Raw genomic sequence first — 21,485 nt, 5'->3', positions numbered from 1 at the left:
TTTGCAACGCTGATGATAAAATTAAAAAAATATGGAATATAATGTCAATTCTGTAATTTCACTTATTTCAAGGATTCACACGCAGACCGCAGAATTTACAAACAAAATGCTTGCAAGCCATAATTTTGTATCTTCCCACGGATTTATACTTTTTCTTTTGTCTGAAAATTCAGAAATGTCCATGGGCGAAATTGCAAAAAAAATAAACAGAGACAAAAGCACCACAACATTTTTAATCAGAAAATTAATAGACGAAAAACTTGTAAAATCCATGCCGAGCAGCAAGGACAGCCGGAAAAAAATAATTTCACTAACCGCCGAAGGAAAAAAATACAACAATTTTACAAGCGAAATTTCAAACAAACTGCTTTCAATTTGCTATAAAAATTTCTCTATGGAAGAAAAAGAAACGCTTTTAAATCTTTTGGAAAAAATGAGCCTGAACCTAGAAGCAGAATAAGCTAAATCGTAACAAGAGCATTTTTTTATGAAAATATACAACACAAAAAAGGCCTCTTTAAAACTAAAGAAGCCTTTTTACTAAAAAATTTATAATTCTATTTTAAAGCCGCGCTTATGCGTTCCAAAACCTTTTTACGGTCCAAAGGTTTGACAATATAATTTTTTGCGCCGCTAAGAAGAGATTTTTTTACAAGCTCCTCTTTTCCAAGAGCACTGACCATTACGACCTTAGCATTTTTGTCAAAAGCAATAATTTGCTCAAGGGCTGTAATTCCGTCCATGCGAGGCATTGTTATGTCCATTGTCACCAAGTCAACATTAGGACAAAGCTCTTTATATTTGTCAACGCCTTCTTTTCCGTCCTGAGCTGTAGCAACAATTTCATAGCCATCACTAGAAAGAATCTGAGTGAGCTGTTTTGCAACAAACATAGAATCGTCTACAACCAGCACACGGTACTTTGTTCCGTCAAGTTTTTCACCTTCAGGCGGACGCTCATTAATAGATGGAAAATCCTGTTTTGTTTTCATTCTAAACTCCTTATATTATGTGCGCTCGCGAATTGCGACATTAACTTCAATTTTGCCATAGTCAGTAATAAGAGGAACAATAAGAGCTTCTACATTGTCTGTTGTTCCGCCCAATGCCGCTATTTCCATTTTTTCACCTGCAAACAAGGCTGGAGGTGTAAGGTCAAATTTAAAACCAAGGTCATGCAATTTTGTAACAGACTGAGCTGTAATCAAATTTGCAAGTTCGCTGATAGTAGCCTTTGCCAAATCATCAAAAGCCGGCAATTTTTCCTCATTCATCTTGGAAGCAATGTTCAATGCAGTTTCAAAAGTCATATCAAAAAGAACACGGCCTTCAACATCTCCTGCAAGACCAACAAGAGCCGCAACACCCATTACAGGCATAGCAGTTGACTTTAAATACAAGTCGCCTCTTTTTACTTCTGCCCCACCCAAAACTTCTTTTAACACACGGTAAGAAGTTTCAACAAATGGATTAATATACTCTACTCTCATTAATGACCCCCTGAAAAAAACATATTTTCTAATCTATTTTTTATATACTGAAATATTTTCTAGTGCATTTACCTTGCTCCAACCCGGAATCTGAATATTTTCATTATCTCCAACTATAATAACACCATTGCCTTTAGTTTTTTCACTGAATTCAGACAAAAGAGTATCTCGTGAAGCATCAGGCAAGAACGCAAGCAAATCCCTCGCAAACACAATATCTATAGGAGGAAGATTATTTGTATTCACGCAGTCATGGTATTCAAACATTATAGAATCTTTTATGTCTTTGTTAAACGCATACTCGCCGCTTACAGTACGAACAGTATAAGGCTGATACCAACTGTTGCTAGCCTCATCCGAAAGTGTCATAAGAGGAGCATTTGAAACACTAAGCAAATCAATATCATGGCCGTAAATTCTAATTTTTGCAGACGGATATTTTTTTCTTAATATGCACGCCAAAGAATAAGATTCATAGCCTTTTCCGCAACCCGGATTCCATACAACAATATTTTTTGCGCTGTTGTCAGGAAGCATCTTTTCAACTGCATCTGCATATTCTTCTGTCCACCAGTTTCCATTGCATTTTGAATAGAAAGGATTCAAGAACAAATCGGCATCGGTTTCATTTTGAAGCTGAGTTTTCCCTTCGCCGCGTTCCTTGCTCCATTCTGAATATCTTTTTTCAGTCCACTCTTTTGTAATTTCACTTACATAGAATTTCTTGAAATTTTTAAGTGAATCAGCTATGAAATTTAAATCCTGAACAGAATTCGTTTCTTTTTCAGTAGGCTTTTCAGCCTTAGGGGCAGATTTTTCAGGAGATGAAACAGATTCAGCAAGTTCAGCTTCATGCCTCAACATTGCCTGATTCTGGGCAGTTTCTGCAAGTTCTTTTTCTTCTTCAGGAGTTCTGTGGCCAAAAATTCTATCAATATCCAAAAGAACATAAAGATTGTTTTCGGACTCAACAACACCGTAAATATACTTTATGTTTATGTCGCCAAACAAAGGATGCGGCGGCTGAATTGAACTTTTCTGAATTCCAACAACCTTGTCAATTTCGTCAACAACAATTCCAAATGTCTGCTCGCCAACTGAAACAATCAGCAAATTCTCAAGGTAATCGTCATCATGTTCTTGAACTTCGCTGTTGAAGAAAAGGCGCAAATCAATAATAGGAATAATATCGCCGCGCAAATTGTAGACACCGCGGACAAAAGGAAGCGCATTCGGAACATAAGTAAAACGTCCGGCCTTTGCAATTTCCTTTACCTTCATAATGTCAATGGCATAATCTTTTCCAGACAAAGAAAAAGTAACCATTTTAAAATCTACAACAGTAATCTTGTTTTTTTCTTCTGCAAGCTGTTCCGAAGACAAGCCTTCAGCCCTGTCCATTGTATTTGCAAGCACACTAAGTCTTTCTTGAATTGTCGCCATACACTAACCTCTTGCCGCAGCTGATTTTATAGCTTCCGCTTCACGTACTTGCTGTGCATCAAGCTCCTGCTTTACACCAAGTTCAAGAAGCTGGTTCACATCAATAATAAGAGAAACTGAACCGTCTCCAAGAACTGTCGCGCCCGCAATTCCAGGAGAAGAAGTAAACTGATCCTGAAGAGGTTTTATTACAACATCTTCTTCACCAATAAGAGCGTCAACCATAACACCGATTTTCTTTTCCTGAGAACCAACAATTACAATAAAACAATATTCATCATTGTCTGTCTTGCGGATATTAAAGAGCCGTCCAAGCCGTAGAATCGAAATAACTTCATTGCGGACATTTAAAACTTCGTAGTTGTCAATCGTGTTTATTGTATCAAGTTTTACACGCTGGCTTTCAATAACATTTGCAACCGGAATAGAGTAAACTTCTTTTCCAACACGAACCAAAAGTCCCTGAATAATTGCAAGCGTAAGCGGAAGCCTTATAGAAAACTTAGAGCCTTTTCCTCTTTCACTTGTAACATTGATTGTTCCCTTTAGTTTTTCAACCATTGTCTTTACAACATCAAGACCTACGCCGCGCCCAGAAACACTGCTGATTTTTTCGCTTGTAGAAAATCCCGGAAGGAAGATAAGATTATAGGCATCTTGATTTGAAAGAATTTTATTAGGGCTTATAAGACCTTTTTTAATTGCCTTTTCCCTAACTTTATCAACTTCAATTCCAGTACCGTCATCAATTATATCAATGACAATCATGTTGCCTTCATTTGCAGCACGCAAAGTCAAAGTTCCAGTCTCGTCTTTTCCGCAGGCTTTTCTTTGTTCCGGCGGCTCAATTCCATGGTCAACAGAATTTCTTACACAGTGCATGATTGGATCTAGCAAATCATCAACAACAGTTTTATCAAGTTCTGTATCTTCGCCTTCGATAACAAGGTTGACTTTTCTACCCAAATCACGGCTCAAATCACGGACAACGCGCGGAAATCTATTGAAAATAGTTCCAATAGGAACCATTCGGATTTTCATAACGCCTTCCTGAAGCTCGCCTGTAATGCGTCCAAGATTCTGTGTCGTAGAACGGTATTTTGTAGAAGAAGACTTGAATTCAGTTTCAAAAGAGTCAAACCAAGAAGACATAGAACCAAATTCTTCTGTCATCTTCTGCATGATTTCTTTCATTTGCACGCCATTTTGAAGTTCTTCAATATACTTCGGCATACATTCCATAAGACGGCGATGCTTTTCCTTGAAAGAAAGATTTAAATTCTGAAGCTTTACCTGCAAATCCGCCATATGAAGCCCATTTTGGTTAAACGCGGCTTTTGTAATAACAGTTTCAGAAACAAGATTCATAAGATTGTCAACACGCTTTGAGTCAACTCTTAGAATTGAAGACTGGTTTACAGCATGACCGGCAGCAGGCTTTTTTACAGGCTGCGCAGTATTTTGAGCAGTTTCAGTTTTATTCTCTTCTGCCAAAGCAACAGGAGTTTCCGCAGGTTTAGGTTGTTCTTCAGCAGCAGGGGCAGCAACTTGAACTTTTTCCTGCGCAGGAGGTTGTTCTGCAATAGAAGCGTCAACAACAGAAGAAGCACCCGAAACTGGCTGGGCATCAACTGCAAGAGTTACATCATCCAAGAAAGCTGCATCTTCAAGTGCAGAACCTTCATTTGCAGAAGAAACATAGTAAACAACTTGCGGATGAAATTCATCCTCGTAAAGCTCTTCAAAATCAGGGACAGTCTTTAAAACAGTTCCGCAGTTTTTTAGAGCCGCAAAAACTTGAATTCCGCCAACACTGTTCATCGGGTTGGATTCATCAAAAGTAACATTTACAGACCAAAGTTTCTGGCCTTCTGGAACTGCATTTTTAAGTTCTGTATATTCATCATCGGACAACGGAGGAACAGGTGGCATTCCATTGGAAGACTGAACCGCTGGCTTTGGTTCACTAGCAGCCGGTTTTTCAGCAGGAGAAGCACCAAGCATTCCAGCCGGAAGTTTTACGTGTGCGCTCTTTTTTGGAGCTTTTGCCGGTATAAATGAATTGATTTTCTGGACAATAGGAGTTATATCTTCTTGATAAACAGAACCATTGCTTCTTGCATCAAGCATAGCTTTTATAGTATCTATAGAAGACAATAAAACATCTACAATAGGTTCAGAAACTGCAACAAGACCGCTTCTAAGCGCATCAAGCAAATCCTCTACGTCATGACAGAATGTTGCAAGCTCATTCATTTCCACAGTAGCCGAGCCGCCTTTCAATGTATGCGCCGCCCGGAAAATTTCATCTATGGCATCATGGTTTGAAGGATCATTCTCTATTACAAGAATGTTGCTTTCAAGAGTCTCTACCTGCTGTTCAGCCTCCGAAAAAAAATCTTTCAGAAGCTCTTCATTATTGGCATCAAGATAATCACTCATAGAATATATTTTAATCGAATATAATAAAAAATCAAGTAAAGTTTAATGTTTTTTATTGGAACATCTAAAAAAATCCAAATGTTAAGTTTTTTTTTATTCTTCCGAAAATCAAAGGACGGAAGATTTTTCTTTATTTTTTTGCACTGAATTTTTCCGCACGGAGGATTAATTGAAACGATTTCTTTGCGCAGCCGCCATTTCAATTTCAGCAGCTTTAAATTTATTTGCATTTGAAAGCCCGTATTTTAACGGATACACTGGATTTCTTGCCGGAATTCAAAACGAATACGACTGTGAAAAATTTGATCCGGCTTTTACCGGAGAAACTTTTTTTGCAGGTCAGATTGATTTTGGCGGAAAACTTTTCTTAAGAGGCGAATTCTACGCCAAGGCAAACGACATATTCAAATACGAGTCTTTGAATGGCGGCACTCCAAACTCGTATCTTAGAGTTGAAGAAGTTTCTGCAACATACACAGTCAATTCCGCGCACGCAGCTCATTATATAAGTCTTTACTACGGAAATTTTGAACCGATCGGCTCGGATTTGTTTCTTCAAAGACAGTTCGGAATAAAGCCAATCCGCTCTTCATTTACAGAAAGTTTCCGTGGACTTGCAGGAGCCAGCTACTACCCTCTTTACGCGCAGGGGCTCGGCTACACGTTTCATCCTGAAGGAAATTTTGCGGCGGCCATAAATCTTTACAAGAACAAGGCTGCAGAAGATGAAAATCAGGATGACGTTCTGAACCTTGACTTGCGGCTCGCTTCTCTTGTCGGAATTTCAACAATTGATTTTTCAGCGGGACTTGCGCTTCCTTCAGAAGTAAACAGCGAAGACAATGACGCGCTCGTGTACATAAAAGAGCTTCAGCTTCACGGCGGATTAAATTTCCTTATAGGAAACAGAAACACAACTTCTCTTTTGATTCAGGGCGGCGTAAATAAATATATATTGAGAAAAAGCGACAGCGATTCTGATTCAGACAAGCTAGAAATGAAAGATGTGTGGGCTTTTATTGAGCCAAGAGCGCAGGGCAAATACATTTCAATTGACACTTCCGGATTTGTTTTTCCAGCGGAAACAGCAGAAGACATGATTTTCCTTAGAAATATCATAAGAAGATACCCGGGAACAGAAAATGTTCTTGGAATGAATTTAAATATTCATTCCGACAAGGTTTACGCAGGAGCAACAAGACTTTCTGTTGGAGCACACACAACTTTTGCAGTTTCTCGGGTTGATCCAGACGGAGATGACGAAAAAGAAAAAAGCCTTTGCATTTCGCCTTATGCAGGAATAGAAATTCTTGGCGGAACATTGAACGCATCGGTTTCTGTAAATTTGCTTGATCTTAAAGACGATCCGGAAAAAAGCTATTCAGCAACAATCGGATTCAAAACAAAATTCTAAAAACTAAGCGATTTCTTCCAAGGAGTAGCCTATGCCGCGCGCAGTTCTTATCCGTGCGTTGACATTGAGCTGCTCCATTTTTTTTCTAATAAAAGAAATATAAACTTCAACATTGTTATATTCCGCGGCGCTGTTTCCGCCCCAAATCTTTTCTATAATAAGTTCTTTTTTTACAATCTGATGCGGAAAGTCAAACAAAAGCGTAAGAATCAAAAGTTCCTTTAAAGATATTTTCATAGATTCACCGCTGGAATTCTGAATTTCGCATGATTTTTTATCCAGAAAAAAATTTCCTATTGAAACTGTACTTGACCTAAATTCACCTTTTCGTCTTGTAAGAGCTTTTATTCTTGCAAGAAATTCTTCAAATGAAAAAGGACGCCTTATATAATCATCCGCGCCAGAATCAAGACCTTCTACAATTTCATCGATGGAAGGATTTTCAGACATAAGAAGAACTGGAACATAATTTTTTTTCTCGCGAAGAATTTTTACAGCCTCAAGTCCGCTCATTTTTGGAAGAGAAGCCTCAATAACAAGCGCATCATAAATTTCAGAAGAGGCATATTCAATAATTTCTGTTCCCGTATAAACTGTGTCAGTTCCAAAATGATTTTTTTGCAAGAACTCCGCCAAAGCCTGGGAATTTCTTACGTTGACATCAGCAAGTAAAATTCGCATGAGATTTATTATACGACAAATTTCCAGGAAACAAAAGGGCGAATATAGTCTGAATATCAAGTTTTGATAAAAACAGCCATTTTAGTGTCACTCCCATGCTACGACATGGGAATCTGTTGTAAAATTTTAACAGATTATCAACCGAGTTTCTTTCAAAAACATTGCAGAGTCTAGCCCGATAATGACACTAAATTATAAAATCGAATTTCAGACAGCCAAAAATATAAAAAAAACTAAACAAGCTTGAATTTCTGCTCAACATAAGGTTCGCGGACAACCATTACAGAACAGTGCGCGCTTCCTATTATTTCGCTGTCTTGAGAAGAAATCACATCGCGAGAAAGTGAAGAAAGATGGTCAAGATTTTTTGCTCCGCCCAAAAGTATAAGGTCAGCTTTGAATTCATCTGCGGCTGTGATAATTTCAGCCCAAACTGCACCTTTGCGAATTTCAGTTTCAATCTTTACGCCTTTTGACTTTGCAAGATCTGTTACATAATCCAGATTTTTTTCACTGTCAGACTCAAGGCTTTTTGCAATAGACTCGCCTTCCTGCGAAACCATAAATTTCTGCAAAGTGAGATACTTTATGGAAGCTGTGTCTACAACGCTTACAACTTTTACTGCGCATTTGTAGACTTTTGCCATAAGAATTGCGTACAAAACTGTATGAAGAGAAGAGCGAGAACCATTGTAGCCGACTACAATCCGCTGAAAAAGAGGTTTTATCATTTTTCACCCTGCCTTTTTTTTAAAGACTTCATAACGAAAACATTATCACGTTCTCGTTCCTCAAGAACACCTTCAATATACTTCACAGTTTCCTTGTCCTGCGGAATAACCGTTTTATCCAAAGCATTTACACGGCGCTGGGTTTTCTTGACTTCAAGAGCAAGCCTCCAGGCGACAGTTCTTATGCTCGCCATTTTTGTCAGAAGCGTCAAAAGCTCAAAAAAATCCGCCATGACTTCATCACTGTCTGCAAAAGTTCCCATAAAAGAAGAAAAAAGTCTTCTCTGCGGAAGATTCACATCGATGGTTGTAAAAGACATTCCTGCAATGACAGCCGGTTTCTTTGTAATTTCAAAATTATAGTCAATTCCGTGCGCAATCCGCTCTACACGGTCGCCGCCAACAGAAACAAGCATTTTTTTCAGCGCAGGATAGGCTTTATGAATGCACTTGTCAATCTGGTTTTCCAAAAGCTTAACTTGCTCAACAATTCGCATAAGCTCCATTACAAGAATTTCACGTTTTTGCTCAAGCAAGTCATAGCCTTCAGTGCTGATTGCCAGCTGCTCTTTTATTGCAAGAAGATTTGATTTTGTCGGAGCAATATTCAGTTTTGCCATAATCAGTTCTCTAAAGCTTTTGGAAGATACTTGTCAATCATTTCATTCTTGATTCTGTAAAGCTCTTCGCGCGGAAGAATACTAAGCATTTTCCAGCCTAAATCAAGAGTCTGATCTATTGAGCGGTCTTCATATTCGCCTTGGGTAAAGAATTTCGCTTCAAGCTCGTTTCCGAATTTCAAGTAGCACTGGTCAAGCTCAGAAAGCTCCTCTTCGCCAATAATAGAAGCAAGGTTTCGGATTGATTTTACTTTGCTGTAAGCGGCAAAAAGCTGGCTTGAAACAGGCGCATGGTCTTCGCGTGTCATGCCTTCACCAATTCCGTCTTTCATAAGGCGGCTCAAGCTAGGAAGTCCTGATACCGGCGGATACATTCCCTTCTGGCTCATCTCGCGGTCAAGAACAATCTGTCCTTCCGTAATATATCCTGTAAGGTCAGGAATCGGATGCGAAATATCATCGTTTGGCATAGAAAGAATAGGAATTTGCGTAATTGAACCTGTACTTCCCTGAATTTTTCCTGCACGCTCATAAAGCTCAGCCAAATTTGAATAAAGATATCCTGGATAACCTTTTCTTCCAGGAACTTCACCGCGTGTCGTTGAAATTTCACGCAAGGCTTCGCAATAGTTTGTCATGTCTGTCATAACGACAAGAACGTGCATATTGCATTCATAGGCAAGATACTCAGCGGCAGTAAGAGCGCATCTCGGCGTAATAATACGTTCAATAGAAGGCGCGTCAGCCAGTGACTGGAACATTACAACTTTTGACAAAACTCCAGACTCTTCAAAAGTATGCTTAAAGAATTGCGCAACATCGTATTTTATTCCCATGCCGGCAAAAACCATAACAAATTCTTCATTGCTATTTAGAATTTTTGCCTGACGGATAATCTGGGCAGCAAGCTTGTTGTGCGGAAGTCCGTTTCCAGAGAAAATCGGAAGTTTTTGCCCGCGAATCAAAGTGTTCATTCCATCAATTGAAGAAATTCCAGTCTGGATAAAATCGCGCGGATAAACACGTGCATAAGGATTTATAGGATTTCCGTTTACATTTACTTTTTTGTCCGAAATAATCTGCGGATAGCCATCTATAGGCTCGCCAAGTCCGTTAAAAATGCGTCCGAGAAGTCCTTTTCCAACACGAAGCTCCATTGGCTCTTCAAGGAATTCCACAGTTGTATTTTCCAAGTCAAGACCGGTTGTGCTTCCGAAAATCTGAACAATCGCAGTTTTTTCATTCAAATCAATAATTCGTCCAGTCTTTTTTTCACCGTTTTTATCGCGGACATAAACAACTTCGTCATAAGAGGAATTTTCACTGCGCTTTACAGCTACAATCGGTCCGTCAACAGAAGTCAGTCCAGTATATTCAATTCCTTTCATAGTGCAACATCCTTGCGGTACATTCTTTCAAGTTCCGCCATCTGGTCGTCAAGATGATTTTGAATAGTTGTAAGCTCGTCAAGCTTGTCGTTTGGAATTTCACTTTTTGCCCTGACTATTTCATTTCGCACAGGAAGCTCGGTAACTTTCAAAAGCGGACATCCAGATTTTATAACCTTTAACGCTTTTTCATAGAAAGTCATCATAAGCAAAAGTATATTTACCTGTTTTTCTGGAACTGCATAGGCATCGATTGAATCAAACGCATTCTGCTGCAAAAATCCATTTTTAATCATTTCACAAACAGTAAGAATAAGGCGATCGCTGTCCGGCAAAGCATCAGCACCAATCAAGCGTACAATCTGCTGAAGACGCTGCTCACGTTTGAGCAAATCCAAAGCCTGAACACGAATCGAAGACCAGCGAGGATCAAATTTGTCCCACCAGCCTTTAATTTCTGCAGCATATTCTGAATACGAATCAATCCAGCCAATAGCAGGATAATGGCGCGCGTTTGCAAGTTCACGGTCCAACGCCCAGAAACAGCGGATAAAACGTTTTGTATGCTGGGTTACAGGCTCAGAAAAGTCTCCGCCCGCAGGAGAAACTGCTCCAATAATAGAAACAGAGCCTTCTTTTCCGCACAAAGAATTAACACGACCGGCACGCTCATAAAATTCAGCAAGGCGAGTCGGAAGATATGCAGGATAACCTTCTTCAGCAGGCATTTCCTCCATACGACCGGAAAGTTCACGCAAAGCTTCTGCCCAACGGCTAGTTGAGTCCGCCATAATTGCAACGTGAAGCCCCATATCACGGTAATATTCGGCAAGTGTAATTCCTGAATAAAGTGAAACTTCGCGCGCCGCAACAGGCATATTTGAAGTGTTCGCAATCAAAATTGTGCGTTCCATCAAAGAACGTCCAGTACGCGGGTCTATCAAAGTCGGAAATTCAGTCAGAACGTCCGTCATTTCGTTTCCGCGCTCGCCGCAGCCAATGTAGACAATCAAGTCCGCATCGCACCATTTTGCAATCGCATGCTGAGTCATCGTTTTTCCAGTACCGAATCCGCCTGGAATTGCGGCTGTTCCGCCTTTTGAAAGAGGAAAGAATACATCGATTACACGAAGACCTGTAACAAGCGGCTGGCTTACTTCAAGTTTCTGTGCAAAAGGACGAGGTTTGCGCAAAGGCCAGTACTGGCTCATCGAAATATTTTCGCCAAGTTCTGTAGTAGCGATTGTCTCATCAATTGTATAAGAGCCTTTTCCTGCGAAAGTCTTTAGAACACGCCCGCGGATTGTCGGAGGAACCATTATTTTATGGACAACAGAACCTGTCTCCTGAACAGTTCCAAGAACCATTCCCGGAGCAATGGAAAGACCTTCGCACATTTCTTTTCCGTCGGAAGGGTGAGCTGCAGGAATAAATTCCCATTTCTTTTTATTGTCAATAGGTTCTGTGCGCTGGCCAGGGAGCAGAAAAACCCCGCCGTCTTCATACATTTCTTTTAAAGGACGCTGAATTCCATCGTAAATTGTGCCTACAAGCCCAGGTCCAAGTTTAAGTGAAAGAGGACGCTCGCTAGAAACAACCTGCTCGCCAACGTGCATTCCTGTAACATCTTCATAAACTTGAATTGTAGCTTTTCCTTCACTCTGGCGGATTATTTCACCAATAAGCTTTTTTTCGCCAACATCAACAACATCGTAAAGTCCGCATTTTTCAAGGCCTTCAGCATAGACTATAGGACCTGAAATTCGGGTTATTTTTCCAGTAATCATTCAGGCAACCTCCCGCCAAAAAGAGTCTTTGCAAGAAGTTCTCTTTTTTCGTCTAAAATTTCCTTTATTTTTTCATCAAGCGTCAAACGGCAAGTAACAGAACCGTCCAAAGCTTTCAGTATAATTCCTTCCTTTAAATTGAATCCTTCAAGGCTTTCGCGGGAAACAAGATGAACGTCTCCAGCCTCGCATGAAGAAAGATTCTGCGGAAAAACTTTTTTCAGCATAGATTCAGCATCAGAAAGATTGAATCCAACAACAACCGCTGAAATTTTCTTTTCCTGAATAGCTTTTTTTGCACGCTCGCAAAGACTTTGTATAACAAGAAGACGTTTTTTGTCTCCGATAGATTCAAAATACTTATCCATAGCTTCTATAATAGAGCCATAAATATAAGAAACCAAATAACGCTGCTTTTCAAGAGGAAGCGAAGCATTTATATTTTTTTCATAAACAGCAATTCCTTCCGCAGAGATTTTTTCTGCATCTGACTTCGCCTTTTCAATGCGGTCTTGAACTCCGTCAATGAGCTGCTTTGCGCTTTCGTCCGCTTTTGCAAGAATTTTTTCTGCTTTTTTTACACTGTCAGAACGAATTTCTTTGTCCAGAACTTCCGTTGAACGTAATTCTTCCATAAAAAAGTTTTCCTTGTATGGTTTCGGTATGAACCTTCCGCACAAAATGATTAGTTTTATAAGCCCTAAAATTCAGAACAAGGAGCAGAGATTTGCTGCATTTAAGCCATGCCTCTGAAATTTTTAGGTTTGCTTAAAAACCTAAATCGATGAATAAAATTTAAACTTGAATTCCAACTGCTTCTCGGATTGAATCAGTGAGAGTTTTTCTTCCCTGAATATGTCCCTGAAGCCCAGGAATTTCCACAATAAGAGGAGCTTTGCCGTGCATCTGCCAAGACTGAATTTCCTTGGACAGCATATCGGCTATGTCTTCCGTAAGAATGAGAACCTTTGGTATGTCGCCAACGGAGCCTACGGAAGAATTTTGTCCGGTTGCCTTGTTAAAAGCATCCAAAGCTTCCTGTCTGTTAGAAACAGCCTTGCCTTTTACGCCCGCAAGCATAAAGCCAAGAATCAGTTCCCGTTCTCCAATTACAAAATATTCCATGGTTTTGCTTTTTATGCCAGACTGAATTTTCAACAGTTAAACTGACAAAAATTCAGCCTTCAGCAAAAAAATTCTATTACATTATCATAATGAACAAAGCAACAAGGAATCCCCAAAGACAAATACCTTCAGCAAGACCTACGAAAGGAAGCGCCTTTCCAGAAAGCTCTGCGTTTTCGCTCATTGCTCCCATAGCAGCTGAACCAATCTTTCCAACAGCAGAACCGCCGCCAATACAAGCAATTCCAACAGCAAGAGCAGCAGCTACATATTTTATAGCTCCAGCATTAGAAGCCGCCTGTTCTACAGCCTGCTCTTCAGGAACAGAAGAAGCCTGCGCAAAAACGCCAGCAACAGCAACCAAAAGCATCATTGAGAGAGCAACCAAAAATTTCTTGTTCATAATAAAAACCTCTTGTTCTAAAAATTCTATAAATAAACTGCAAAAAGCAGCTGTATACAAATTAAACTGTCTCTTTATAAACAAAAGAGAACGGCTTGAATTCACGTCCTGTCTCGCTAAAGAATTTTGAGAAGAACTCGTAATACTGAAGACGCACAACCTGAATTGCAACAATCATTCCTTCAAGAACTACAACAATAGCATTTCCCAAAATGGCCACAGCAATTCCGCCTGCGCCAGGAGCAAGCTCAACAAAAGTGTTGATAATATATCCCAAAACTGCGTGGGCAAGAGCAAATGCGCCTACACGGACAAAACTCACTGTATTTGAAAGATAGGAAGAAATCACTTCGATTATTTCAACTACAGCGCCAATAACCGCACTAAAAAGACCGTTTTCCAAAATAGGACGCTCGCCGTCAACAAGCCTTTGGAATATCTCAGAACAAGCAGTCAAAAACAACGAAACTGCTATAACAATCCAGTCATAGGCAGCTGGAACATGCTTGAACATCGCAACTCTAACCGCAAAAATAATCACATACCAGAAGAAAACCGCGCCTGAAATTCCAGTTTTTCCAAACAAAGCCTTTCCAATCCGGCGCAACGAAAACTGATTTATTATATTTATTATAAGTCCGCAGCTATTGATTATAAATCCTATTGAAATTGTAAATCCAAAGAACGTAAACATTCTAATTATAGAAGCAGGATCATTTGAAGGCATCATGTGCAGAATAGGAGCGCGCGGAGTTCCAAAAAGCCCTGTAACCCACAACGCAAACGGACGCAGCAAAGTTTCATTTGCAAAAAACTCGCCGGTAAGAAGTCCCATAATCGTACTGCTTATTCCTATGCAGCAGAAAATTCCGCCGAATTTTTCCCAGCCTGAAATCTTAATTTTTTTAAGGCAGCAAAGAATTCCTATTATAAGGAAGCACAAACCTTGTCCCGCGTCTCCAAACATAATTCCAAAAAGAACCGTAAAGAACAAAGCCACAAACGGAGTCGGATCAACAGTTCCGTATAAAGGCGAACCATAGCTGAAAATCATGCGTTCAAAGCTAGAAACAATTTTTCCATGCTTAACTTGAACCGGAACTTTTTCCTGCCCTGAAACAACAGAAGGAACTTCAGTTGGCAAAAACTCACGGATTCCAGCCCGGCTTTGTGTAAGCTCGTCCAAATCCTTCATTACTTTTCTAATAAGATAAGCCGGAATCCAACCAGTTATTCTATAAACAAATTCTGTTGATTCAAGAGAATTTTCCACAGAATAAATCTGGCTTCCAACTGAATAAATCTGCAAAAGCCTGAAAAGCTCGTCTTTGTGGGTTTCCGCAAAATTACGGCGTTCAGTCTGAATTTCTTCAAGAGCAGCAGCAGCTTCTGTTTTATTCCGCTCCAAAGTAAGCAGAACTTCATCAGGAATTCCTTTAAAATCTTTTGGAACCTGAAGCTCTGTAAATCCGGCTTCCTTAAGTTCTCCGTCCAATGCAAAACGAGCTTTTTTTGACGAAGCGGCAAGAATTCTTGAATTATCATCGCCAAGCCTTACAATAATTCCACGTGAGCCAAGGCGAGCTTTTAAATCATCGATTTTTTCAGGATCAATTTTTCCAATTCGCAAAGTAAGAAAGGAAAGAGACTCAAGATCTGAATAAGAAACTTTCAAATTTGCAAAAGCCAAAGCCTCTCTATATGCGGAAACTGCCCTTTTTTCCTCGTCAGCAGCAGTAAGCTCTTTTTTATGAATATCTTCAACTGAATCAATAATTTTTGTTGCGCTTTCAAAATCAGCATCAGAAGGAAGAGGAACAGAACCTTTATATCCGTCCAAGTCAGGCAAATCCAAAGCCGCCCTAACCTGCTGAAGCCGCTCAAAAACAGAAGCGTCCGGATTAAGTCTTTTTGCAGAATCGGAAGAATCAGAAGAAAATTCCTGTTGAAACTGAAATTCGCCCAGCTCGCCAAGGTATTTAAGAACAGAATGTATATCTTCCCGCAAAACCATAAGCTCAATAAGACGCATTGTGGTTGTTCTAGCCATTTATTACCTCCAAGGCTCCAGTCATCTGCATAGCCTGCGATGAATCTATGCTAAGCCGCAGACTTTCAGAAGCCGTGCGGATATTATCAAGTTCGTTTCTTTTTATAATAAACCAGCAAACAATCGGACAAGCCGTAAACGGATATTTATGGAAAAGTTTGTATGCTTTTTTTACATAAAGACTTTTATACGAATTAGAAATCCATCTAGGATCTATTGTCCATATAACGCCTTCTTCATGCGGATTTAAAAGCCTGCTGTATTTCCAGTTTTTCCAAGCATCGTAATTGTCCAATTCCCAATCCAAAGTTCTTATAGCTTCATAGGCAAGAGGGTCAGAAATTTCTTTTTTTTCCGTTGAATAAGCCAAAAGCGGAATAATCTCTTCTTTTTGCATTTTATAATAAAAACGAAGCCGGATTGCCCAGACAATATTGTCTATCCTGATTTTTTCACCAATTAGCTTAAGAATTTCTTCCCTGCAAGATGAATGAACCTGCTTTGCGGCATTCCAAAGAGACATAATATAATGGCAGTCAAGGTTGTAATTCGCCAAATGCTGCTCAGAAACGGGAGGAATGTTATTATACCAAGAAAGCGGTCCGCCAGATGTAATTGAAGCGATGTCCGGCCATTTATCATAATTTATTATATTAAAAGGTGTTATCTTTTGAATATCAGGGATTTTCTTTTCTCCAAGCGAAAGAGAAGCCGAAATGTCCTTTAAATTTTCATAATCAAAACTTCTAAGCAAAGTTAAAACAATATCATCCGGCTCTGAATAATTTCCAACAAGTTTTTTATAGTCGTAAATAAAATGCTCAAAAGCTTCCTGTTCCAAAGCATGAGCCAAAAGAGTTTCTGGAACAACAGGAACTTCTTTCTTGAACAAAAAAGCCCACAGTTCTTGCAATGTGTGAAAAGAAAACAACTGCCTTGCGCGTTCCCCAACATAAGACCGGGCAAGCATGCCGCTAGCTTTTGCATAAACATAAGAATCAGCGGCGGACTTATCCATTGCCATATCGTTCTCCTATGAAAAAAGAATTTTATCCATAAGAGCGTTAAAAGATGTATAATCCTTTTCGCTTGAATTCAAGTTCTGCTTATAAGATTCTATATCTGCAGAATGTTTTTTCTCTATAGCGGATTTTGTATCTTTTTCTTTCTGCTCAATTTCAGAAACAACAGCGGAATACTTAGCCTTGAATTCAGATTCAGCCTGAGAGCGTGCAGCGGCAATTTTTTCATCTGCCCTTTTCTGCGCATCAAGCACTGTTGTAGAAGCTTCTTTTTCTACATCAAGAAGATGTGTAATAATATCAATTTCTTCAGCAGCCATTATGTACTCCAAATAAAATGTTTTATCTCATTCTATTGAGATTCAGCTTCGCATAAAGCATCGAATATTTCTTGCGATGAAGTCTTTTCAAACAGTTTTGTCATAAAAAGCGGATCTTGCAAAACAACAGCAAGTTCTTTTAAAATCTCAAGAAGAAGATTGTTGTCATTCGGACCGCATAAAAGCATAAACACAAGATTTACAGGAGAACCGTCCAAGGCATCATAATCAATACCATTGCGGCTTATTCCTATTGCGCCAACGCAGCCTTTTACAGAACTGCAAATTCCATGCGGAACAGCAACGCCGTGCATTATGCCAGTGCTCATCTGGGCTTCACGTGCATGAAGAACAGACAGAGCATCATCTCTGCCTACTTCTGGATGTTCAGAATGGATAACTTGCACCATTTCCTCAAAAAGCTCGTCTTTATCTTCGCTTTCAAGGTTTACAATTATGCTTTTAGGAGAGAAAATTTTTGCGAAAACCATATTACCATCCTTAAACAATTCGCTGGCTCAAAACTGTTCGATTTTTAGTTTTTTGCAGTCTTGATTCCAACGCATTTTCGGTTTGTAATAACCCCTAATAAAGCCGCCAAAAACAACAGCTTTATTTTTCAGCAGGAGCAAGTTCCTCCTGAAGCCAACTTCCATTATCTTCTGAAGAAGTCTGTTCTCCCTGAACTTCCTTTACAGTAGATGACAAGTCTTCTTTAGCAGGAGCTTTGTTCAAAAGTGAAATTCCAAAAGCAGTTACAAAGAACAATGCGGCAAGAACACCAGTTGTCTTTGTAAGAACACTCGCTGAGCGGGCGCCAAAAGCTGTAGACTGTCCGCCGCCAAAAGCACTTCCCATGCCGTTATTTTCTTCATTTTGAACAAGAACAAGAAGAACTAAAAGCACACAGATAATTACAAACGCAATGAGAAGGATTGTTTTTAAAACAGCCATTTTTTACTCCAAACACCGGGCATTCCCGGCAAAATTCATTTTTAGTCTCATTATAATAATGAAATATTTCCGTTAGGTCAATTAAGAATTATAAAAACAGCACGGACTTTGAAAGGCAGTTTTTACAAGGAATTTAAATTCGAAACACCAAACGCAGTAAAGAAATTTTTGAACATACAAGCTTCAAGAGTTTCCATATTCATGCCGCGGATTTCGCAAGCCTTTTCATAAATCTGTTTAATTTGCAGCGGAGATGTTTTTTCTTCGCCTTTTAAAGTCTGGTACGGAGCGTCTGTTTCCAAAAGAATTTTTTCTAGCGGAAGTTCTTTTACACAGCCAATTGATTTTTTGTTTCCGTTTAGCAAAGGCTTTCCAAAAGAAAAATACGCGTTTATTCCGTGATTCAAAATTGAAGCGGCATCTCTTGCAGTAAAAGCAAATGAATGAAAAACAACCGAAGCGCATTTTTTTAATCCAGCTGAATAAAAGAACACAAGATCCAGTGCCTTTCTGTCATGAACCACAAGAGGAACTTTATGCTCCGTGGCAAGCTCAAGGCACACTTCAAATGCTTTTTTCTGTTGAACTATGCAGGATTTTAGTTCCGGCGTAAAAAAGTCAAAGCCAGTTTCTCCAAGCGCAATGATTCTTTTTTGAGGCAAAAGGGTTTCTAAAAAATCAGCATTTTCAAGCAAAGGCTTCTGCGGATGAAGGCCAAATGCGCATAAAACTTTTCCGCTGCTTTTTAAAGCAATTTCTTCCTGAATAAAAAATTCTTTTTTTGAATGAGCGCATGAACAGCAAAAATGAGCCGGAATAAAGTTTTCACATTCGGCGATATGCAAATGGGAATCGCAAAGCATTAATCAAAGCCTCCAAACAAATAAAAAGCTAAACACATTCATTAAAAAACCGAAAATATAATAAGGCTAAGGAATTTTTTCCGTATTCAAGCAGCATTGCTTATAATACTAAAGCGAGGTGCAATTTATGGCATACTACACACTTAAAACCATAGCAAAGACAAACGATTACATGGCAGTCCTAAAAGAAACAGAAGACGGATACGTTGTGCGCATTGTAAGAGACAAAGACGGCTACGATGAAATAACAACAGACTTCATCTCACGCACATTGTTCGAATCTTGCCTTAGAACCGGCTACCTTACAAAAATTGAAGAGCCTGCTGCAAAGATGGCTGTAAACGCCTAAAATTCAGGCACATACTTTTCAATTAATTCAACAGCAGACAAATACCTAGCTTCCTTGCTGCTTTTGCGGGGAAGCCAATGTATTTTTACGCCCTTACGCTCCATTCCGCGGAACCAAGTTTCCTGCCGTTTTGCAAAATGCCGTATAGAAGCGCACAGCTGATTTTCCATTTCTTCCTTTGAACTGATTTTTCCTTCCAAATAGAAACTTACAAATCTGTATTCCAGTCCAAGTTTTTCAAGACGTTCCCATGAATATTGCTTGTGAAGATTTTCAACTTCATCTATCATGCCTTCTTGAATTCTTTGACGAAGCCGGATTTCAATATTTTTGTAAAGTTCATCTCTGTTCAAAGTTGTGCCAATTACAAGCGGCTCGATTTTTGGGCGGCTCAAAAGCTCACTTCTTGCCTTTATTCCTTCTGGACTAATTTTGAAAAGTTCAATCTGCAAAGCCTTTACAACACGTTCCTTTATAGCAAGATCACTTTTGTTGTGCAGTTCAGGCTTAAGAGATAAAAGCATAGCTCCAAGTTCCTCAAGCGATTTTTTTTCAAGTTCTTTTTTCTGCTCAAGGTTTTCTGGAACGGTAAGAAGATCGTAGCCTCGCACAACGGAATCAAGATACATTCCAGTTCCGCCTGCTACAAACGCAAATTTTCCCTGCGCTTTAAGAGAATTGAAAGTTCTGTAAAAATCCTGCTGAAAACAAAACACATTGTATTCAGAGTCTAAAGTCGCAATGTCTATAAGATGATAGGGAATTTGCCTTCCATTCACATAATATTCAGACAAATCTTTTCCGCTTCCAAGATCAAGACCTTTGTACACTTGCCTTGAGTCCGCAGAAATTATATCCCAGCCGAATTTGTCTGCAAGGCGCACCGCAATGGCAGTCTTTCCCACAGCGGTAGGTCCAAGCAGAACAACGCAGTTTACATTTTTTTCCTGCATCAAATTAAATCACCCTGCACACGGCGCACTTAAGATATTCGCTCTTAGGATAGCCCAAAAGAATTGGATGGTCAGAAGCCGCTCCAAGTTTTTCCAAGACCTGAACACGTTTATGGCTGTCCATCGCTGAATGCATGAGCATTGAATAAAATGTATTTTCATCAAAATAGTGAGAACAAGAGCATGAAACAAGAATTCCGCCTTCATTAAGAATTCTCATGGCACGCAAATTTATTTCCTTGTAGCCGCCGTAAGCTTTTTCGATATTTCCTGCTTTTTTGGTAAATGCCGGAGGATCAAGAATAATCACATCGAACTTTTCACCGCTAGCTTCATACTGCTTAAGAAGGTCAAACACATCCGCGCAAACAGCCTTCATTTTTTCTTCAGCACCATTAAGCGCAATGTTTTTTTCAACCATATCAACGGCTTCCTGCGAAATATCCACACTTATAACTTCGCGTGCGCCTGCTTTTACGGCATTAAGACCAAACGCACCTGTATGTGTGAAAGTGTCCAAAACTTTTTTTCCGTGGCAGAACTTTTTAATTTTTTCTCTATTGAATTTCTGGTCAAGGAAGTAGCCAGTTTTTTGACCGCGGGCAATGTCAACAAGCAAAAGCACTCCGTTTTCTTCTATTTCAATTACTTCCTGCCCTGCCTTGCCAATCCAGCCGGATTTTTCTTCAAGCCCTTCTTTTTCACGCACAGCAGCATCGCTTCTTTCATAAATAAAATCAGGCTTTACAAAGTCTTTTAGCGCACCAAGAATTTCATTTCTGAATTTTTCACATGCAAGCGCCAAAAACTGAACAACAAGATACAGTTTGCCTTTTGAAACATATTTTTCCACAATAAGCCCAGGAATAAAATCAGCCTCGCCAAAAACAAGGCGGCAGCTGTCATCGCTTTTAAAGCTAAGATTTCGAATATTAACAGCATCCCGGATTTTCTTTGCCCAAAAACCTTTCATGTCTTCCAAGATTTTATCAGCGTGCAAAGAAGAAATCATGCGCACTGTAATTTTCGATTTTTTATTTATTACACCGCTGCCAAGAAAACCTCCGGCATTAGAACAGACTTCAACAATAGTTCCGTCCTCTACAGCGCATTCTTCAAGAGGCGAAGTTTTCATGCCTTCATCAAGCGGAAACTTTACAGTTGAAATTTCATTATCATAAACCCACGGAAATCCCTGAGAAATCTCACGGTCTTCTTTAGGCTTTAACATAATTCTTACAGTTTTATTCATTTTTAATATCCCTTAAAAAAAAGCCCTGCGGCTTGCGCAGAGCTTTTCTTTTTCTGCCGGATTCCCCTGCAAGGCAGGAGAATGACACTTTGTTTTAAACGGAATCCCGCAATTATTTTGTAGCTAAAATAGCTATACCTGGCAAGGTCTTTCCTTCGAGAAGTTCGAGGGAAGCGCCGCCGCCTGTTGAAACGTGGC

At 39.5% G+C, this 21,485-nt stretch carries 23 protein-coding genes; 3 read left to right on the top strand and 20 right to left on the bottom strand.

The annotated features are described in order from the left end of the window. The first annotated feature begins 31 nt into the window (after positions 1-31). Complete coding sequence (locus B4C08_RS00700) at positions 32-460, top strand: MarR family winged helix-turn-helix transcriptional regulator (protein ID WP_296662136.1); 429 nt, start codon at positions 32-34, stop codon at positions 458-460. Between the two features lie 97 nt (positions 461-557). Here B4C08_RS00700 and B4C08_RS00695 read toward each other — a convergent pair whose 3' ends face one another. The 4 genes from B4C08_RS00695 to B4C08_RS00680 are packed head-to-tail and all read right to left on the bottom strand — an operon-like array spanning position 558 to position 5,375. Further along, the gene (locus B4C08_RS00695) at positions 558-992 is read right to left on the bottom strand and encodes a response regulator (RefSeq protein ID WP_013701791.1); all 435 of its coding nucleotides are present in this window, start codon (positions 990-992) and stop codon (positions 558-560) included. Positions 993-1,007: 15 nt separating this feature from the next. After that, positions 1,008-1,490 (bottom strand): chemotaxis protein CheX, encoded by a 483-nt coding sequence (locus B4C08_RS00690; RefSeq protein WP_013701792.1) that lies wholly within the window; start codon positions 1,488-1,490, stop codon positions 1,008-1,010. A 33-nt stretch (positions 1,491-1,523) separates the two neighbouring features. Then, entirely contained in the window at positions 1,524-2,933 is a 1,410-nt protein-coding gene (locus tag B4C08_RS00685) for a CheR family methyltransferase (RefSeq protein ID WP_296662135.1), read from the bottom strand. A 3-nt stretch (positions 2,934-2,936) separates the two neighbouring features. Continuing rightward, positions 2,937-5,375: a chemotaxis protein CheA gene (locus B4C08_RS00680; protein ID WP_296662134.1), complete on the bottom strand. Its 2,439-nt coding sequence runs from the start codon at positions 5,373-5,375 to the stop codon at positions 2,937-2,939. Between the two features lie 169 nt (positions 5,376-5,544). Between B4C08_RS00680 and B4C08_RS00675 the strand changes: the two genes are divergently transcribed. Further along, positions 5,545-6,789 carry a hypothetical protein gene (locus B4C08_RS00675; RefSeq protein ID WP_296662133.1) on the top strand — a complete coding sequence of 415 codons (1,245 nt, stop codon included), beginning with the start codon at positions 5,545-5,547 and terminating at the stop codon, positions 6,787-6,789. 3 nt (positions 6,790-6,792) lie between these two features. Here B4C08_RS00675 and B4C08_RS00670 read toward each other — a convergent pair whose 3' ends face one another. The 14 genes from B4C08_RS00670 to B4C08_RS00605 form a co-directional block, all read right to left on the bottom strand. Further along, entirely contained in the window at positions 6,793-7,470 is a 678-nt protein-coding gene (locus B4C08_RS00670; protein WP_296662132.1) for a response regulator transcription factor, read from the bottom strand. A 233-nt stretch (positions 7,471-7,703) separates the two neighbouring features. Further along, entirely contained in the window at positions 7,704-8,201 is a 498-nt protein-coding gene (locus B4C08_RS00665) for a universal stress protein (RefSeq protein WP_296662131.1), read from the bottom strand. Next, positions 8,198-8,821, bottom strand: a complete 624-nt coding sequence (locus B4C08_RS00660) for a V-type ATP synthase subunit D (RefSeq protein WP_296662130.1) — start codon at positions 8,819-8,821, stop codon at positions 8,198-8,200. Before B4C08_RS00660 ends, B4C08_RS00665 begins: the two co-directional genes overlap by 4 nt. A 2-nt stretch (positions 8,822-8,823) precedes the next feature. Further along, positions 8,824-10,209 (bottom strand): V-type ATP synthase subunit B, encoded by a 1,386-nt coding sequence (locus tag B4C08_RS00655; protein ID WP_013701799.1) that lies wholly within the window; start codon positions 10,207-10,209, stop codon positions 8,824-8,826. Beyond that, complete coding sequence (locus B4C08_RS00650) at positions 10,206-11,996, bottom strand: V-type ATP synthase subunit A (RefSeq protein ID WP_296662129.1); 1,791 nt, start codon at positions 11,994-11,996, stop codon at positions 10,206-10,208. Before B4C08_RS00650 ends, B4C08_RS00655 begins: the two co-directional genes overlap by 4 nt. After that, positions 11,993-12,631, bottom strand: coding sequence for a hypothetical protein (locus tag B4C08_RS00645; protein ID WP_295796472.1), 639 nt, complete (start codon positions 12,629-12,631; stop codon positions 11,993-11,995). The genes B4C08_RS00650 and B4C08_RS00645 overlap by 4 nt, the downstream gene beginning before the upstream one ends. 160 nt (positions 12,632-12,791) lie before the next feature. Beyond that, positions 12,792-13,121, bottom strand: a complete 330-nt coding sequence (locus B4C08_RS00640; RefSeq protein WP_013701802.1) for a V-type ATP synthase subunit F — start codon at positions 13,119-13,121, stop codon at positions 12,792-12,794. 76 nt (positions 13,122-13,197) lie between these two features. Beyond that, positions 13,198-13,524: an ATP synthase subunit C gene (locus tag B4C08_RS00635; protein WP_013701803.1), complete on the bottom strand. Its 327-nt coding sequence runs from the start codon at positions 13,522-13,524 to the stop codon at positions 13,198-13,200. 61 nt (positions 13,525-13,585) lie between these two features. Next, positions 13,586-15,574 (bottom strand): V-type ATP synthase subunit I, encoded by a 1,989-nt coding sequence (locus B4C08_RS00630; RefSeq protein WP_296662128.1) that lies wholly within the window; start codon positions 15,572-15,574, stop codon positions 13,586-13,588. Next, positions 15,567-16,598 carry a V0D/AC39 family V-type ATPase subunit gene (locus B4C08_RS00625; protein ID WP_296662127.1) on the bottom strand — a complete coding sequence of 344 codons (1,032 nt, stop codon included), beginning with the start codon at positions 16,596-16,598 and terminating at the stop codon, positions 15,567-15,569. Before B4C08_RS00625 ends, B4C08_RS00630 begins: the two co-directional genes overlap by 8 nt. A 9-nt stretch (positions 16,599-16,607) precedes the next feature. Beyond that, a complete protein-coding gene (locus B4C08_RS00620) occupies positions 16,608-16,916 on the bottom strand; it encodes a hypothetical protein (protein WP_295796458.1) in 309 nt (102 codons plus the stop codon). Between the two features lie 32 nt (positions 16,917-16,948). Beyond that, positions 16,949-17,407, bottom strand: coding sequence for a PTS sugar transporter subunit IIA (locus tag B4C08_RS00615; RefSeq protein WP_295796456.1), 459 nt, complete (start codon positions 17,405-17,407; stop codon positions 16,949-16,951). A 121-nt stretch (positions 17,408-17,528) separates the two neighbouring features. Then, a complete protein-coding gene (gene secG / locus B4C08_RS00610) occupies positions 17,529-17,870 on the bottom strand; it encodes a preprotein translocase subunit SecG (protein WP_296662126.1) in 342 nt (113 codons plus the stop codon). A gap of 122 nt (positions 17,871-17,992) precedes the next feature. Beyond that, complete coding sequence (locus B4C08_RS00605; protein WP_296662125.1) at positions 17,993-18,733, bottom strand: TatD family hydrolase; 741 nt, start codon at positions 18,731-18,733, stop codon at positions 17,993-17,995. Positions 18,734-18,860: 127 nt separating this feature from the next. Here B4C08_RS00605 and B4C08_RS00600 point away from each other — a divergent pair, with 127 nt between their 5' ends. After that, a complete protein-coding gene (locus tag B4C08_RS00600; protein WP_295796449.1) occupies positions 18,861-19,082 on the top strand; it encodes a hypothetical protein in 222 nt (73 codons plus the stop codon). On the opposite strand, the gene miaA is transcribed toward B4C08_RS00600, so the two are convergent. Both miaA and B4C08_RS00590 read right to left on the bottom strand, forming a co-directional pair. Then, the gene (miaA, locus tag B4C08_RS00595) at positions 19,079-20,035 is read right to left on the bottom strand and encodes a tRNA (adenosine(37)-N6)-dimethylallyltransferase MiaA (protein ID WP_296662124.1); all 957 of its coding nucleotides are present in this window, start codon (positions 20,033-20,035) and stop codon (positions 19,079-19,081) included. The two genes, B4C08_RS00600 and miaA, sit on opposite strands and share 4 nt — an antisense overlap. 4 nt (positions 20,036-20,039) lie before the next feature. Then, the gene (locus B4C08_RS00590; protein WP_295796442.1) at positions 20,040-21,287 is read right to left on the bottom strand and encodes a class I SAM-dependent rRNA methyltransferase; all 1,248 of its coding nucleotides are present in this window, start codon (positions 21,285-21,287) and stop codon (positions 20,040-20,042) included. Between the last annotated feature and the right edge of the window lie 198 nt (positions 21,288-21,485).

Source organism: Treponema sp. UBA753, from assembly GCF_002297325.1.
Lineage (GTDB): Bacteria > Spirochaetota > Spirochaetia > Treponematales > Treponemataceae > Treponema_D.
Note: the sequence above shows the minus strand (reverse complement) of the source record. Positions and strands in the feature narration are given on the sequence as shown.